Consider the following 12,988-nt stretch of genomic DNA (forward strand, 5'->3'; position numbering starts at 1 on the left):
ATGCAGTTGGGACTCATCGGCCTGGGCAAGATGGGCGGCAACATGCGCGAGCGCATCCGCCGCGCCGGCCACACCGTCGTCGGCTACGACCGCAACCCCGAAGTCTCCGACGTGGCGAGCCTGTCCGAGCTGGTCGACAAGCTGGAGGCGCCGCGCACGGTGTGGGTGATGGTCCCCGCCGGCGCCGCCACCCAGTCCGTCGTGGACGAGCTCGGTGGTCTCCTGTCGCCCGGTGACACCGTGGTCGACGGGGGCAACTCCCGCTACACGGACGACGAGAAGCACGCCGAGGAGCTGGGCGCCAAGGGCATCGGCTTCGTCGACGCCGGTGTCTCCGGCGGCGTGTGGGGCCTCCAGAACGGCTATGCCCTGATGGTCGGCGGCGACAAGGAGCACGTGGACCGGCTCCAGCCGATCTTCGAGGCACTCAAGCCCGAGGGGCCGTACGGCTATGTCCACGCGGGCAAGGTCGGCGCCGGGCACTTCTCCAAGATGGTCCACAACGGCATCGAGTACGCCATGATGCAGGCGTACGCCGAGGGCTGGGAGCTGCTGGAGAAGGTCGAGTCGGTGGACAGCGTGCGGGAGGTGTTCCGCTCCTGGCAGGAGGGGACCGTCATCCGCTCCTGGCTCCTTGACCTCGCGGTCAACGCCCTCGACGAGGACGAGCACCTGGACAGGCTCAAGGGCTACGCGGAGGACTCCGGCGAGGGTCGCTGGACCGTGGAGGCGGCGATCGACAACGCGGTGCCGCTGCCCACGATCACGGCGTCGCTGTTCGCCCGGTTCGCGTCCCGCCAGGACGACTCCCCGCAGATGAAGATGATCGCGGCGCTGCGCAACCAGTTCGGCGGGCACGCCGTCGAAGCGAAGAAGTAGGCACGCCGTGGGGGATCTCCTTCTGGTCCGCCACGGTGAGACGGAGTGGAGCGTGTCGGGACAGCACACCAGCTGGACCGACCTGCCCCTCACCCAGCACGGCGAGGAACAGGCCAAGTCACTCGCTTCGCTCCTCTCGGACCGGACCTTCTCGCTCGCGCTGACCAGCACGCTGGACCGCGCGATACGCACCGCCGAACTGGCGGGCATCACCGGGGCCCTGACCGACCCCGACCTCCACGAGTGGGACTACGGCGCCTATGAGGGCGTCACCACCGTCGACATCCACCGCACCCGGCCCGACTGGAACCTGTGGACCGACGGTGTCCCGCCCGGCCCCGGCGGACACCCCGGCGAATCCCCCGAGGAGGTCGGCCGCCGCGCCGACCGGGTCCTCGCCCGTGTCGACGCCGCCCTCCCCGACGGTGACGTGGTCCTCGTGGCCCACGCCCACTTCCTGCGGGTCCTGACGGCCCGCCGGCTGGGGCTCGCCCCGGCGGACGGCCGGCTGTTCCAGCTGGCGACCGGGACGGTGAGCCGCCTTTCGACGGAACACGACCGCCCGGTGATCGCGGAGTGGAACACCAGGGCCTAGCACGGCAGTTGTGGACGGCCCGGGAGCTCATGCTCCCGGGCCGTCGTCGTCCGGGGGCCGGTTGACAGCGTGACGTGAGCGTTGGAGAGTCACGGCTGATGGAGATCGACAACCTGACCCCGGCCGAACTGCGGGTGTGGCGTGCCTTCCCCCGGGGGGAGGCCGTGGACTTCCGGGCGGCGCAGGACGAGGACGTGGCGGGCGGCGCCGAGTGGGGTGCCGAACGGACCGTGCGTGCCTCCGTGTTGCGGGCGCTGATGCTCAACGGGCCGCAGGAGGACGGGGAGATACCCGCCCTCAAGCTGGCCGGCGCCCGGATCACCGGTGTGCTCGCGCTCCAGTACGGGACGGTCGACCACGCCGTACGGCTCAGCCACTGCCACTTCGACGACGTACCGGTGCTGTACGGCTGCCGGATGCGTCAGTTGAACCTCAGCAACTCCGTGCTGCCCGGACTGACCGCCGCCACGCTGCGTGTGGAGGCCGTGCTGCGGCTGACGGACTGCCTGGTGAACGGCCCCGTGCGGCTCGGCGGGGCGCGGATCGCCGGGGCGCTGTTCATGGACCGGGCCGAGATCGTCGCGGACGAGGCCGGGGAACCCGCGCTCCAGCTCAACCACATGAGCTTCGGCGACGATCTGTGGGCTCCGGGGCTCCGCGTCCACGGCGAGATCCGTCTCAACGGCGCCACCGTCGCCGGTTCCGTCAACCTCAACGACGCCCGGCTCAGCCGCCCCGGCGACATCGTCCTCGACGCGCAGACCCTCGTCGTGGAGGGCGACGTCCATCTGCGCCGGGCGCACACCTTCGGCTGGGTCGGCCTGCGGGGCGCCCGGATCGCGGGCCGGCTCGACTTCTCGTACGCGCATCTGTCGAACCCGGGCGACGCGGCGCTCAGGGCGAACAGTTGCACCATCGGGGAGCTGTGGCTGCGCAAGGGGCCGCCCATTCAGGGCACCCTCAGCCTTCGCCGCGCCCAGATCGACGACCTGTTCCTGGAACCCGAAGTGGTGCCGGAGGAAGTCCAGTTCAACAAGCTCGTCTACACCTCGCTCACCCCGCAGGAGCCCGCCGAGCGCCGCCTGCCCATGCTGGAGCGCGACCGCGAGGGCTACGTCCCGCACGCCTACGAGCAGTTGACCGCCGCCTACCGCCGCATCGGCGACGACCGCGCCGCGCGACTGGTCCAGCTCGCCAAGCAGCGCCGCCACCGCGCCACGCTCGCCTGGTACGGACGCCTGTGGGGCCATGTCCAGGACGCCACCGTCGGCTACGGCTTCCACCCGCTGCGGGCCTGCGTCTGGCTGCTCTCCCTGCTCGCCGTCGGCACGCTCGCCTACGGCCTGCACCACCCGCCGCCACTCAAGGCGGACGAGGCCCCGCACTTCAACGCGCTCTTCTACACCCTCGACCTGCTGCTGCCGGTGATCTCCTTCGGCCAGGAGGGCGCCTTCGCCCCGCGGGGCTGGTACCAGTCGCTGTCGTACGCCCTGGTCATCGCGGGCTGGATCCTGGCGACGACGGTCTTCGCCGGTGTGACCCGGACCGTCAGCCGTCAGTGATCGGCGGTTACTTGGGGGTGCCGACCGCGCCCGCCAGTTCCCCGATGTCCGCGAGCATCCGGGCCGCGTCCGGTTCCCGCCCCGTGAACAGCCGGAACGCGTCCGCGGCCTGGAAGACGGCCATCCCTCCCCCGTCCAAGGTGGCGCAGCCCAACGCGCGGGCGGTGCGCAGCAGTTCCGTCTCCAGCGGGCGGTAGACGACCTCGGCGACCCACAGCTCGGGGCGGAGCAGGCCGGCCGGGAGGGGCAGGCCGGGGTGGGCGGCCATGCCGGTGGGAGTGGCGTGCACCAGGCCGTCGGCGTCGGCCAGCAGCGGGGCCAGCCGGTCCGGGGCGGCCGCGGCCGCGCGTCCCTCGCCGAAGTGCCGGTTCAGGGCGGCGGCGAGGTCGGCGGCCCGGTCGGCGAGCGCGTCGACGACGGTGACCCGTCCGGCGCCCAGGGTGAGCATGGCGTGCGCGACGGCGGCCCCCGCGCCGCCCGCACCCAGCTGCACGACCCGCTCCAGGGGCACGTCGGGCAGCCCGCGCGCGAAGGACGCGGCGAAGCCGGTCACGTCGGTGTTGTGGCCGGTCGCGCGGCCGCCCTCGAAGACGACGGTGTTGACCGCGCCGAGCGCCTCCGCCTGCGGGGCGAGCGCGTCCAGGTGCCCGATGACCAGCTGCTTGCACGGGTGGGTGATGTTCAGCCCGTCGAAGCCCAGGTCCCGGGCGGCCCGCAGCAGCTCGCCGACCGCCTCGGGGCGTACGCCGAGCACGTCGATGTCGATGAGCCGGTACAGACAGCGCAGGCCCTGCCGGTCCGCCTCCCGCTCGTGCAGCGCCGGGCTCAGCGAGGGGCCGATGCCGGCGCCGATCAGTCCGACGAGAAACGAGTCCTTGGCCACGCGGACCTCCCAGCCGAAGTTAATGTACGAACCAGTACGTTAGCTATATCAGCCGGGCAGCCGCCGGGGAAGAGCCGGGCGGTGCCTTCTAGAATCTGCGGCACCGGCCGCCCACCCGAAGGAACCCGATGACCAGCGTCGACGAACCGGCACGACCAGGCGGGCGGATCCGCGACGCCGCCCGCACCCAGGCCGAGATCCTCGACGTGGCGACCCAGGAGTTCGCGCGGGCCGGCTACGACGGGGCCCGCGTCGACGAGATCGCCGCCCGCACCCGCACCACCAAGCGGATGATCTACTACTACTTCGGCGGCAAGGAACAGCTGTTCACGGCCGTCCTGGAGCGGGCGTACACCGTGATCCGCGAGGCCGAGCAGGAGCTGGACGTCGAGCACCTGGACCCGGTCGCGGCGATCCGGCGCCTGGCCGAGCTGACCTTCGACCACCACGAGCAGCACCCGGACTTCATCCGCCTGGTCAGCATCGAGAACATCCACGGGGCCGAGCACATCGCCGCCTCCGAGAAGCTCGGCAGGATCGGCTCCCCCGCGCTCGACGTGATCGGCCGCATCCTGGCCTCGGGGCAGGAGTCCGGCCTGTTCACGGCCGACGTGGACGCGGTGGACCTGCACGCCATGATCAGCTCGTTCTGCTTCTTCCGGGTCGCCAACCGGCACACCTTCGGCGCGCTGTTCGGGCGTGATCTGGTGGCCGCCGAGCAACGGGAGCACTACCGGACCATGTTGGGGGACATGGTGATCGCCTACCTGACGGCGGACCGCGCGGCGGACTGACCCGGCCCGTCCGGACCCCTTGACACCCGGGAGGCGTGGGCGCACCATCCTCGGCAACCGCTACTAACTACCCAGTGGGTTAATTAACTGGGTAGCTCCCCGGAGTCCCCCCGAATGGAGCACCGCCGTGTCCGTCCCCGCCGAAGCCGTCGGGCAACCGAAGAAGGCGGCCACCGCCGCCTGGATCGGCAGCGCCCTGGAGTACTACGACTTCTTCATCTACGGCAGCGCCGCAGCCCTGATCTTCCCGAAGGTGTTCTTCGACGAGTCCGACCCGGCCACCGCGACCCTGCTGTCGCTGGCCACGTTCGGTGTCGCCTACGCGGCCCGGCCGGTCGGCGCGCTCTTCCTGGGGCATTTCGGCGACCGGGCAGGGCGTAAGAAGATCATGGTCTTCACGCTGATCCTGATGGGCCTGTCGACGTTCCTCATCGGCTGTCTGCCCACCCGCCACCAGGTCGGCACCCTCGCTCCGGTCCTGCTGGTGCTGTGCCGGGTCCTGCAGGGCATCTCGGCGGCCGGCGAGCAGGCCAGCGCCAACTCCATGAGCCTGGAACACGCGCCGGCGCACCGCCGGGGCTTCTTCACGAGCTTCACCCTAAGCGGCACCCAGGGCGGGCAGCTGCTCGCCACCCTGGTCTTCCTGCCGGTCGCCGCGCTGCCCGAGGACCAGCTGCTGTCCTGGGGCTGGCGCGTGCCGTTCTGGCTGAGCGTGGTGGTCGCCGTGGTCGGCATCGTGATCCGCCGCAAGCTGGACGAGACACCGGCGTTCGCGCAGCAGGCCGCCTCCGAGGGCGTCCCGAAGCTGCCGCTGGTGGTGCTGCTGCGGGAGCACTGGGCGGACGTGCTGCGGGTGATCGGGGGCGCGCTGATCGCCTCGGTCTCCACGATCTTCACGGTGTGGGCGCTGGCGTACGCGACGAGCGACGCGGTCGGGATGAGCCGTTCCTCGATGCTGTGGGTGGGCGCCCTGGCCAACCTCGTCGCGCTCGCCGCGATCCCGGCGTGGGCCACGCTGTCGGACCGCGTCGGCCGGCGCCCGGTCTTCCTGATCGGCGCGGCGGGCAGCGCGGTGATGATGTTCCTCTACCTCTGGGCCATCTCCACGGGCAACTACCCGCTGACGCTGCTGTTCGGCATCGTCACCTTCGGTGTCGTCTACAGCGCCGCGAACGGCGTCTGGCCGTCCTTCTACGGCGAGATGTTCTCCACCCGGGTCCGGCTGTCCGGCATGGCGATCGGCACCCAGATCGGCTTCGCCGTGGCGGGTTTCGCGGTCACCTTCGCCGCCCAGATCGCGGGCCCCGACGGCACCGACTGGTCCTCGGTGGCCCTGTTCACCGCGGCCCTGTGCGTCCCCCCGGTGATCGCCGCCCTGACGGCCCGCGAGACTCACAAGGTCCCCACGGAGGACCTCGGCTCACGTGCACACCGACAGGCGTCCCGCCCGGAAAAGGTGACGGCCTGACCCAGCCCCCTTCCGCTCCCCCCACGTCGAGCCCCCGGACGCCCGCAGGCACCGGGGGCTCGGGCCTGCCCGCCCGCTGCGGTCAGCCGTTCGACCAGCCCCGCGTGCACAGCACCAGCCGGTACCCGTCCGGATCCTCCACCGTGACGCCCCACTCGTTCCAGTAGGGGTTCGGCGACCGCACCTGTCTGCCGCCGTGGGCCTCCAGGCGGGCGACCAGGTCCTCCGGCACCGGCCCGTCGACGTAGATCACCAACAGGTCCTCCTCGGTGGGACGGGGCTCGACGGGACGGCCCTGCTCGTGGACCAGCTCCAGGTGCCAGCCGGCGTCCGGCCACCCCAGCATCAGAAGGTCGTGCTCACCGGGCTCGGGGCCGCCCTCGGCCCGCCATACGACACCCAGCCCGAGCCCCTCGACCCAGAACCGTTCGGCGGCGGCCAGGTCCCGGGAAGGACGGGCGACACGAACGTGGCTGCGGCCGTTGACGGGCATGCTGACCTCTTCCCTCGGTGTGCCGGTCAGCGTAGGCAGCCGCCGCTCCCCGCCACATCGGCCGTCGGCCCTGCGCCGCTGGTCGTAGGACCGCGGGCCGGAGGTGGTAAAGGGGGCCCTTGGCAGCACAGGCGACTGCAACCCCCTGGGGGGCGCGGGGAACTGCGCGACCAGCCGCATCGCACCCGCACCCGCCCGACGACCAAACCCGGCACCCCCCTGGGCGCGCCGCCCAAGCCGGTCAGCCGCCGATCGCCCCGGCGGGAATCCCGTACGCCCGCTCCACCCGCAGCCGCAGCACCAGCCGCCGGTCCCGGACCATCGCCGCCCGGTAGTCGTCCCAGTCGGGATGTTCGCCCTGGACGTCCCGGTACAGGCGGACGAGTTCCTCGACCGTGTCGTCGTGGGGGTCCTGTGCCACGGGGGTGAGATCGGCCGTGCCCTCGGCGACCGTGTAGGCCCACCGGTCCGGCGTCGTCACGTGGTACGAGGCACGGGGGTCCCGGCGCAGATTGCGGGTCTTGGCGCGGTCGTCGGTGAGGGAGACCCGGATGATCCGCTCGTCGGGGTAGTAGGCGTGGCTGACGTTCGACAGCTGGGGGCGGCCGTCGCGCTTGAGGGTGACCAGCACCCCGCCGTGGCTCTCGGAGAGCAGCCGGAACAGTGCGTCCTGCGTCGCGTCATCGGTCATGACACGATCAACCGGCCCGGCCGCACCCCGCATTCCCCCACTGCCGAATCCCGGCCGACCCGCGGCTCGTCGTGGTTTTCTGAGCGACGATGATGTCTGAGGTGGTCGGGACCGGGTATGTCGGTCCCCACCTCGACGGATGCGCGACGGAGGAAAGCAATGGCACAGCTTCGGCAAGAGGTCGATCCCGGTGAGGTGGGGCTGGACGCGAAGGCGCTCGACCGCCTCGACCAGCACTTCGCCCACTACGTCGACGAGGGCCGGCTGCCCGGCTTCCTGGTGTCCGTCGCCCGCGGCGGCCGCGTCGCCCACCTCACCGCGCACGGCCACCGTGACCTCGCGGCCCGGCTTCCGGTCGAGGCCGACACTCTGTGGCGGATCTACTCGATGACCAAGCCGGTCACCGCCGTGGCCGCCCTGATCCTCGTGGAGGAGGGCCGGCTGTCGCTGGACGACCCGGTCGCCGAGTATCTGCCGGCGTTCGCGGAGCCCCGGGTCCATGTGGACGGTTCCGGCGACAGCCTCACGACCCGCCCGGCGGACGGTCCGATCCTGGTCCGGCATCTGATGACCCACACCGCGGGCCTGACCTTCGCCTTCTACCACTCCCACCCGGTCGACGCCCTCTACCGCGAGGCCGGACTGGAGTCGTCCGTGCTGCCGGGCTCCGACCTCGCCAAGACCGTCGACGTGTACGCGAGCCTGCCGCTCCAGTTCGAGCCGGGCACGCAGTGGAACTACTCGGTCGCCTCCAACGTCCTCGGCCGGGTCATCGAGATCGCGTCCGGCCAGACCCTCGACACGTTCTTCGCCGAGCGCGTCCTCGGCCCGCTCGGGATGACCGACGCGGGGTTCTGGGTGACGGACGAACAGGCGGACAGGCTCGCGGAGTTGTACGGCGAGAAGGACGACGGCACCATCGAGCCGGTCCCCGGACTGCCGCTGCGGGGCCGCCCCCGTCTGCTGTCCGGCAGCGGCGGCCTGGCGGCGTCGGCGTACGACGTCCACCGCTTCGCGGAAATGCTGCGCCGCCGCGGCGAACTGGACGGCACCCGCCTGCTGTCCCCCGAGACGGTGGACCTGATGACCTCCAACCACCTGCCCGGCGGCGCCGACCTGCGCGCCTTCGGCACCAAACCGGCCCACGACGAGCCCGGCAACGACGGCGTCGGCTTCGGCCTCGGCGTCTCGGTGGTGATCGACCCCGACCGCACCCTGGCCCCGTCGACGCTCGGTTCCTACGGCTGGAGCGGGGCCGCGTCCACGACCTTCTGGGTCGACCCGGGGCGCGATCTGACCGTGCAGTTCTTCACCCAGGTGCGCCCGAAGTCGCTGAAGCTCTTCCCCGACCTCAAGCGCCTGGTCCACGAGGCGGTCATGGCGTAGGCGCCTACTGATCGACCCGCAGGGTGAAGTGCACACCGCTGCCGGCGAGTTCGCCCAGCCACTGTTCCGAGCGGTCGGCGGTCTCCGCCGCGCGGTTCAGGCCTGCCGGGAGGGAATCGTCCAGGATGTGGCCGATGCCCAGGGCGAGGGTCCGGGAGACACAGCGGGCCATGGCGCTGTCCTCCTCGTCCCCCACCAGGTCGAGCAGATAGCCGCCGGACCAGGTGCGGCCGTCCTCCGCGCGCACGTCGAGGGAGACGGCGAGGACGACCCGGTCGCGGTCGGCGTCCGTCGTGGGATACCTGGCCGCCAGCTCCCGGGCCAGGGCGGCGATCCGGGTGTCGTCGCCGGTCCTCAGCTCCTCGAAGACCGGCTCCCAGGCGCGCAGCCAGCCGTCCAGTCGCAGGGTCCCGCGCACGAAGGTCCGCGGGGTCCAGGCGGCCGGCAGTCCGTACTGCTCGACGAAGGGGACGCTGTCACGGTTGGGGTAGACCTCGAAGGTCTCGCCGTCCACGACATGGCGCCGGGTCGCCTCCCAGGGGCGCTCTGCGGTGGTCGGGACGCCGTGGTCGATGTAACGGGCGGGCGAGCGGAGGGCGTTCAGGACTCCGGCGGGGGCCCAGCTGAAGCGGTACCTGAAGTCGTTCGGGACGGCGGGCACGCCGCCGCAGTAGGAGGTGAGGCCGTACGACGCCGGGGTCACGTCGCCGATCGCCTCGCGGGCCCGGGCGACGAGGCTGTGGGCGAAGAGGTGGTCGATGCCCGGGTCGAGGCCGGCCTCGGTGAGGACGACGAGACCGGCCTCGTACGCCTTGGGCACCTCTTCGAGGACGGCGTCGGACACATAGCTGGAGCACGCGAAGTGGGCGTTCTCGCGCACACAGGCGGCGAGGATCCCGGCGTGCTCGGGGGCGGGCAGCATCGACACGACGACGTCCCCGGGGGCCAGTTCGGCCGCGAGCGCGGCGAGCGTGTACGCGCGGGGCGCGGCGCGTCCGTTGATGCGAAGCCCTTCGAGGGCCTCTTCCGCCCGCTCCTCGGTGCGGTGCCACAGCAGCACGCGGTCGGCCGTGTCGCACAGTGCGGCCAGACCGCTGCCGGTGGAGAGTCCGGCGCCGATCCAGTGGACGGTGCCGCTCGCGGGAACCAGGTCAGTCACGGCGGGCCTCCCCCTCGTCGATGCCGAGTTCACGGCACGCCCGGTGGTACCGGTCCAGGCAGCGCCCCCAGGGTCCGCCGACCCCGAAATCCAGCAGCAAGGGCAGCAGCGACCCCGAGAACCCGACGCTGGACTCCTCGGGGAGCAGCGACGGCAGGTTGTCGATGGCGATCAGGTCGAGCGGGGGTTCCTTGTGCAGCCGGCGGACGGGCTCGGCCCACTCGGTGGTGCGGTCGTAGACCGGCAGGACGTTCAGGGGCGAGCCGACGTCGCAGGTGACGTCGGAGAGGGTGCGCAGCCGGCGGGCCGGGTCGTCCAGGTCCGCCTCCCGGACGAAGGGCGGGATCGGGCTGGTGGCGAGGACGCAGTTCACCAGCACGTCGTGGGCGAGCAGGGCAGGGCGGTCCAGGTCGCGGGTCTCGTCGAGGTCCCAGCAGGTCGGCTCGATTCCGGCGGCCCGGAGCGCGACGCGGGCGCCCCGGCCGCTGCGGCCCAGGGCCCCGATCACCAGGGCCGTGAACTCCTCGTCCCCGGCGACGGGCCGCAGCGCCTCCTCCAGTTCCTCCTGCGAGGTGGGTGTGAGGGGCGCGGAGAGCCTCCCGCGGTGCTGGAGGACGGCCAGGGCCGCGCCGAGGTAACCGGCCCAGTAGCCGAAGGCGGCGAGCCTGCGGCCGTGGTCGTCGACCAGGTACTCCAGGTCGAGGAGGGCTCCTCCCCCGGCGGCGAACCGGCGCAGCAGTTCCAGGGCGCCCGGCTGCTCCTTGTAGGCGTGCCCGAAGAAGACGTGCCGGTGCGTCAGGGCGCCGGGCTCGTCGGGGAGTTCCTTGAGACCGACGACGACGGCGTCCCCGGGCGCCCGGGAGGCCCAGGAACCCGCGGGGGCGACACCGCAGCCGACCGCCGCGTACTGCTCGATCGGGAAGATCCGCTGCGGGGACTCCTCGACGGTCAGCGTCACGCCGCTGTCGACGAGCCGCCGGGCGTCGGACGGCACGAGGGGCGTGCGCCGCTCGGTGGAACGGACCTCGTGGCGCAGCCACAGATGGAGCTCGGTCATACGCGGTTGGCCTCCGGGCGCGGGGCGTCGGCCGCGAACCGGCCGGCGCTGAGCGGGCTGATGTCCACGAAGGGTACGCGGCCGAGGTACAGGTCGCGGACGACCTCGCCGACGGCCGGTCCCTGGAGGAAACCGTGGCCGGAGAAGCCGGTCGCGTACAGGAAGCGGGAGACCGAAGTCGCCTCGCCGATCAGGGCGTTGTGGTCCGGGGTGATCTCGTACAGGCCGGCCCAGCCACCGGTGCGGCGCAGGTCGAGGAGGGCGGGGGCGCGGTGCTGCATGGCCTCAGCCAGGCGGGGGATCCAGCGGTCGTGGGTGGCGGTGTCGAAGCCGGGTGTCTCGTCGGGGTCGGACATGCCGAGGAGGAGGCCGGGGCCCTCGCGGTGGAAGTAGAGGCTGCTGGTGAAGTCGATGGTCATGGGGAGGTCGGGAGGCAGTGCGTGGACCGGTTCGGTGACGGCGATCTGGCGGCGCAGCGGCTCGACCGGCAGGTCCACCCCGGCCATCGCGCCCACGGCCCGCGACCAGGCGCCGGCCGCGCAGACGACCGTGCCGGTGGCGATACGGCCCCTGGTGGTCGTGACGGCGGTGATGTCGTCGCCGCGCCGTTCGATGCCGGTGACCTCGGTGTGCCGCAGGACGGTCGCGCCGTGGCGGCGGGCGTCGGCCGCGTAGCCCTGGACGACGGACTCGGGGGTGCAGTGGCCGTCCTCGGGTGAGAAGGCGGCGGCGAGCAGTCCGTCGGTGGTGATGAGCGGGGACAGCCGGCGTGCCTCGGCCGGGTCGATCATGCGGCTCGGGACGCCGAGGCCGTTCTGGAGCCGCACGCTCTCCTCGAAGGAGGCGAGCTCCTCGGGCGTCGACAGCAGGAACAGGTATCCGACCCGGTGCAGGCCGATGTCCTGCCCGGTCTCCTCCTCGAACCGGCCGAACGCCTCCAGGCTGCGCGCCCCGAGCCGGATGTTGAGCTCGTCGGAGAACTGCGCCCGCATCCCGCCCGCCGCCTTCGAGGTGGAGCCGGAGGCGAGCTCGTCCCGCTCGACGAGCACCACGTCCCGTACGCCCGCGCGCACCAGGTGGCGGGCGATGCTCGTCCCCATGACACCACCGCCGATGACGACGACCTCGGCCGCACGTGTACTCACCGGCGCTCCCCCTCGGCCGCGTCCTGGTGGACGGTGTCACCGGGGGCGCCCCGGGCCACGGCTCGTCCGGTCGGTACGTCACCCGGGCGGACGAGACCGGTCGGCAGCCCCGTCCGGAGCGCGCCCCCGACCGGCCCGGCGTCCTCCGCCGCGGTCGCCGGATCGCCCACGACGACGGTCGCCGACCGCCGCAGGACTCCGGTCTCCGCCTCCCGGCGGGTGACCTCGAAGGCGCCCCCACCGACCACCGCGCACCCGGGCGCGGGCCGCCCGCACACCACCGGTTTCGCGCCCGGCGTGCGGACCGCGACCAGGCAGGCGCCCGCCACCGCGGCCTCCCGGCGGGTGACCTCGAAGGCGCGCCCACCGACCACCGTGCAGCCGGGCGCGGGCCGCCCGCACACCACCGGTTTCGCGCCCGGCGTGCGGACCGCGACCAGGCAGGCGCCCGCCACCGCGGCCTCCCGGCGGGTGACCTCGAAGGCGCGCCCACCGACCACCGTGCAGCCGGGCGCGGGCCGCCCGCACACCACCGGTTTCGCGCCCGGCGTGCGGACCGCGACCGGGCAGGCGCCCGCCACCGCCTCTTCGGTGCCTGCGGGCACCTCTCGCCCACGGGTCAGGGCCTGGGTGCCCGTGCCCAGGACGGCGAGGCCGGCGCTGTCGGGCACGGCGGCACGGCGGCCGGTCGTCGGGGCAAGCACCGGCACCATGGCCTGGCCCATGGGCAGCCTGGCCGCCGCGTCGCCGGGGCGGGCGCTGCCGGACTTCGGGACGGCTCCGGGGCCGGGCGACTGCGCGGTGACGGCCGGGTCCGCGTCGCGCAGGCGCGTGGCGCGCTGTCCGGGGAGGAGGAGGACGTCGTCGGTCATTCCC

General features: G+C 72.7%; 13 protein-coding genes. 6 read left to right on the forward strand and 7 right to left on the reverse strand.

Annotated elements, in window-relative coordinates:
• From gnd to RKD20_RS07520, 3 genes are all read left to right on the forward strand, one after another.
• Positions 1-879 carry a phosphogluconate dehydrogenase (NAD(+)-dependent, decarboxylating) gene (gene gnd, locus RKD20_RS07510; protein WP_424877015.1) on the forward strand — a complete coding sequence of 293 codons (879 nt, stop codon included), beginning with the start codon at positions 1-3 and terminating at the stop codon, positions 877-879.
• 7 nt (positions 880-886) lie between these two features.
• A complete protein-coding gene (locus RKD20_RS07515) occupies positions 887-1,474 on the forward strand; it encodes a histidine phosphatase family protein (protein WP_424877016.1) in 588 nt (195 codons plus the stop codon).
• A gap of 98 nt (positions 1,475-1,572) precedes the next feature.
• Complete coding sequence (locus RKD20_RS07520) at positions 1,573-3,036, forward strand: membrane-associated oxidoreductase (RefSeq protein WP_424877017.1); 1,464 nt, start codon at positions 1,573-1,575, stop codon at positions 3,034-3,036.
• A gap of 7 nt (positions 3,037-3,043) precedes the next feature.
• On the opposite strand, the gene RKD20_RS07525 is transcribed toward RKD20_RS07520, so the two are convergent.
• Entirely contained in the window at positions 3,044-3,919 is an 876-nt protein-coding gene (locus tag RKD20_RS07525; protein ID WP_424877018.1) for a shikimate dehydrogenase, read from the reverse strand.
• A 128-nt stretch (positions 3,920-4,047) separates the two neighbouring features.
• Between RKD20_RS07525 and RKD20_RS07530 the strand changes: the two genes are divergently transcribed.
• Complete coding sequence (locus tag RKD20_RS07530) at positions 4,048-4,713, forward strand: TetR/AcrR family transcriptional regulator (protein WP_020123873.1); 666 nt, start codon at positions 4,048-4,050, stop codon at positions 4,711-4,713.
• A 127-nt stretch (positions 4,714-4,840) separates the two neighbouring features.
• A complete protein-coding gene (locus tag RKD20_RS07535) occupies positions 4,841-6,181 on the forward strand; it encodes an MFS transporter (RefSeq protein WP_424877019.1) in 1,341 nt (446 codons plus the stop codon).
• Positions 6,182-6,263: 82 nt separating this feature from the next.
• On the opposite strand, the gene RKD20_RS07540 is transcribed toward RKD20_RS07535, so the two are convergent.
• Together RKD20_RS07540 and RKD20_RS07545 are read right to left on the reverse strand one after the other, a co-directional pair.
• Positions 6,264-6,674, reverse strand: coding sequence for a VOC family protein (locus RKD20_RS07540; protein ID WP_424877020.1), 411 nt, complete (start codon positions 6,672-6,674; stop codon positions 6,264-6,266).
• Between the two features lie 241 nt (positions 6,675-6,915).
• Positions 6,916-7,365, reverse strand: coding sequence for a PPOX class F420-dependent oxidoreductase (locus RKD20_RS07545; RefSeq protein ID WP_424877021.1), 450 nt, complete (start codon positions 7,363-7,365; stop codon positions 6,916-6,918).
• Positions 7,366-7,524: 159 nt separating this feature from the next.
• On the opposite strand from RKD20_RS07545, the gene RKD20_RS07550 reads away from it, so the two are divergent.
• Positions 7,525-8,751: a serine hydrolase domain-containing protein gene (locus tag RKD20_RS07550; RefSeq protein WP_424877022.1), complete on the forward strand. Its 1,227-nt coding sequence runs from the start codon at positions 7,525-7,527 to the stop codon at positions 8,749-8,751.
• 4 nt (positions 8,752-8,755) lie between these two features.
• Here RKD20_RS07550 and RKD20_RS07555 read toward each other — a convergent pair whose 3' ends face one another.
• The 4 genes from RKD20_RS07555 to RKD20_RS07570 are packed head-to-tail and all read right to left on the reverse strand — an operon-like array spanning position 8,756 to position 12,984.
• Positions 8,756-9,910: a saccharopine dehydrogenase family protein gene (locus RKD20_RS07555; protein WP_424877023.1), complete on the reverse strand. Its 1,155-nt coding sequence runs from the start codon at positions 9,908-9,910 to the stop codon at positions 8,756-8,758.
• Positions 9,903-10,967 (reverse strand): saccharopine dehydrogenase, encoded by a 1,065-nt coding sequence (locus RKD20_RS07560; protein WP_424877024.1) that lies wholly within the window; start codon positions 10,965-10,967, stop codon positions 9,903-9,905. The genes RKD20_RS07555 and RKD20_RS07560 overlap by 8 nt, the downstream gene beginning before the upstream one ends.
• The gene (locus tag RKD20_RS07565) at positions 10,964-12,112 is read right to left on the reverse strand and encodes an NAD(P)/FAD-dependent oxidoreductase (protein ID WP_424877025.1); all 1,149 of its coding nucleotides are present in this window, start codon (positions 12,110-12,112) and stop codon (positions 10,964-10,966) included. The genes RKD20_RS07560 and RKD20_RS07565 overlap by 4 nt, the downstream gene beginning before the upstream one ends.
• Positions 12,109-12,984: a hypothetical protein gene (locus RKD20_RS07570; protein ID WP_424877026.1), complete on the reverse strand. Its 876-nt coding sequence runs from the start codon at positions 12,982-12,984 to the stop codon at positions 12,109-12,111. Before RKD20_RS07570 ends, RKD20_RS07565 begins: the two co-directional genes overlap by 4 nt.
• Positions 12,985-12,988 lie beyond the last annotated feature (4 nt).

Source organism: Streptomyces sp. SLBN-8D4 (assembly GCF_049739545.1).
Taxonomy (GTDB): Bacteria; Actinomycetota; Actinomycetes; order Streptomycetales; family Streptomycetaceae; genus Streptomyces; species Streptomyces canus_C.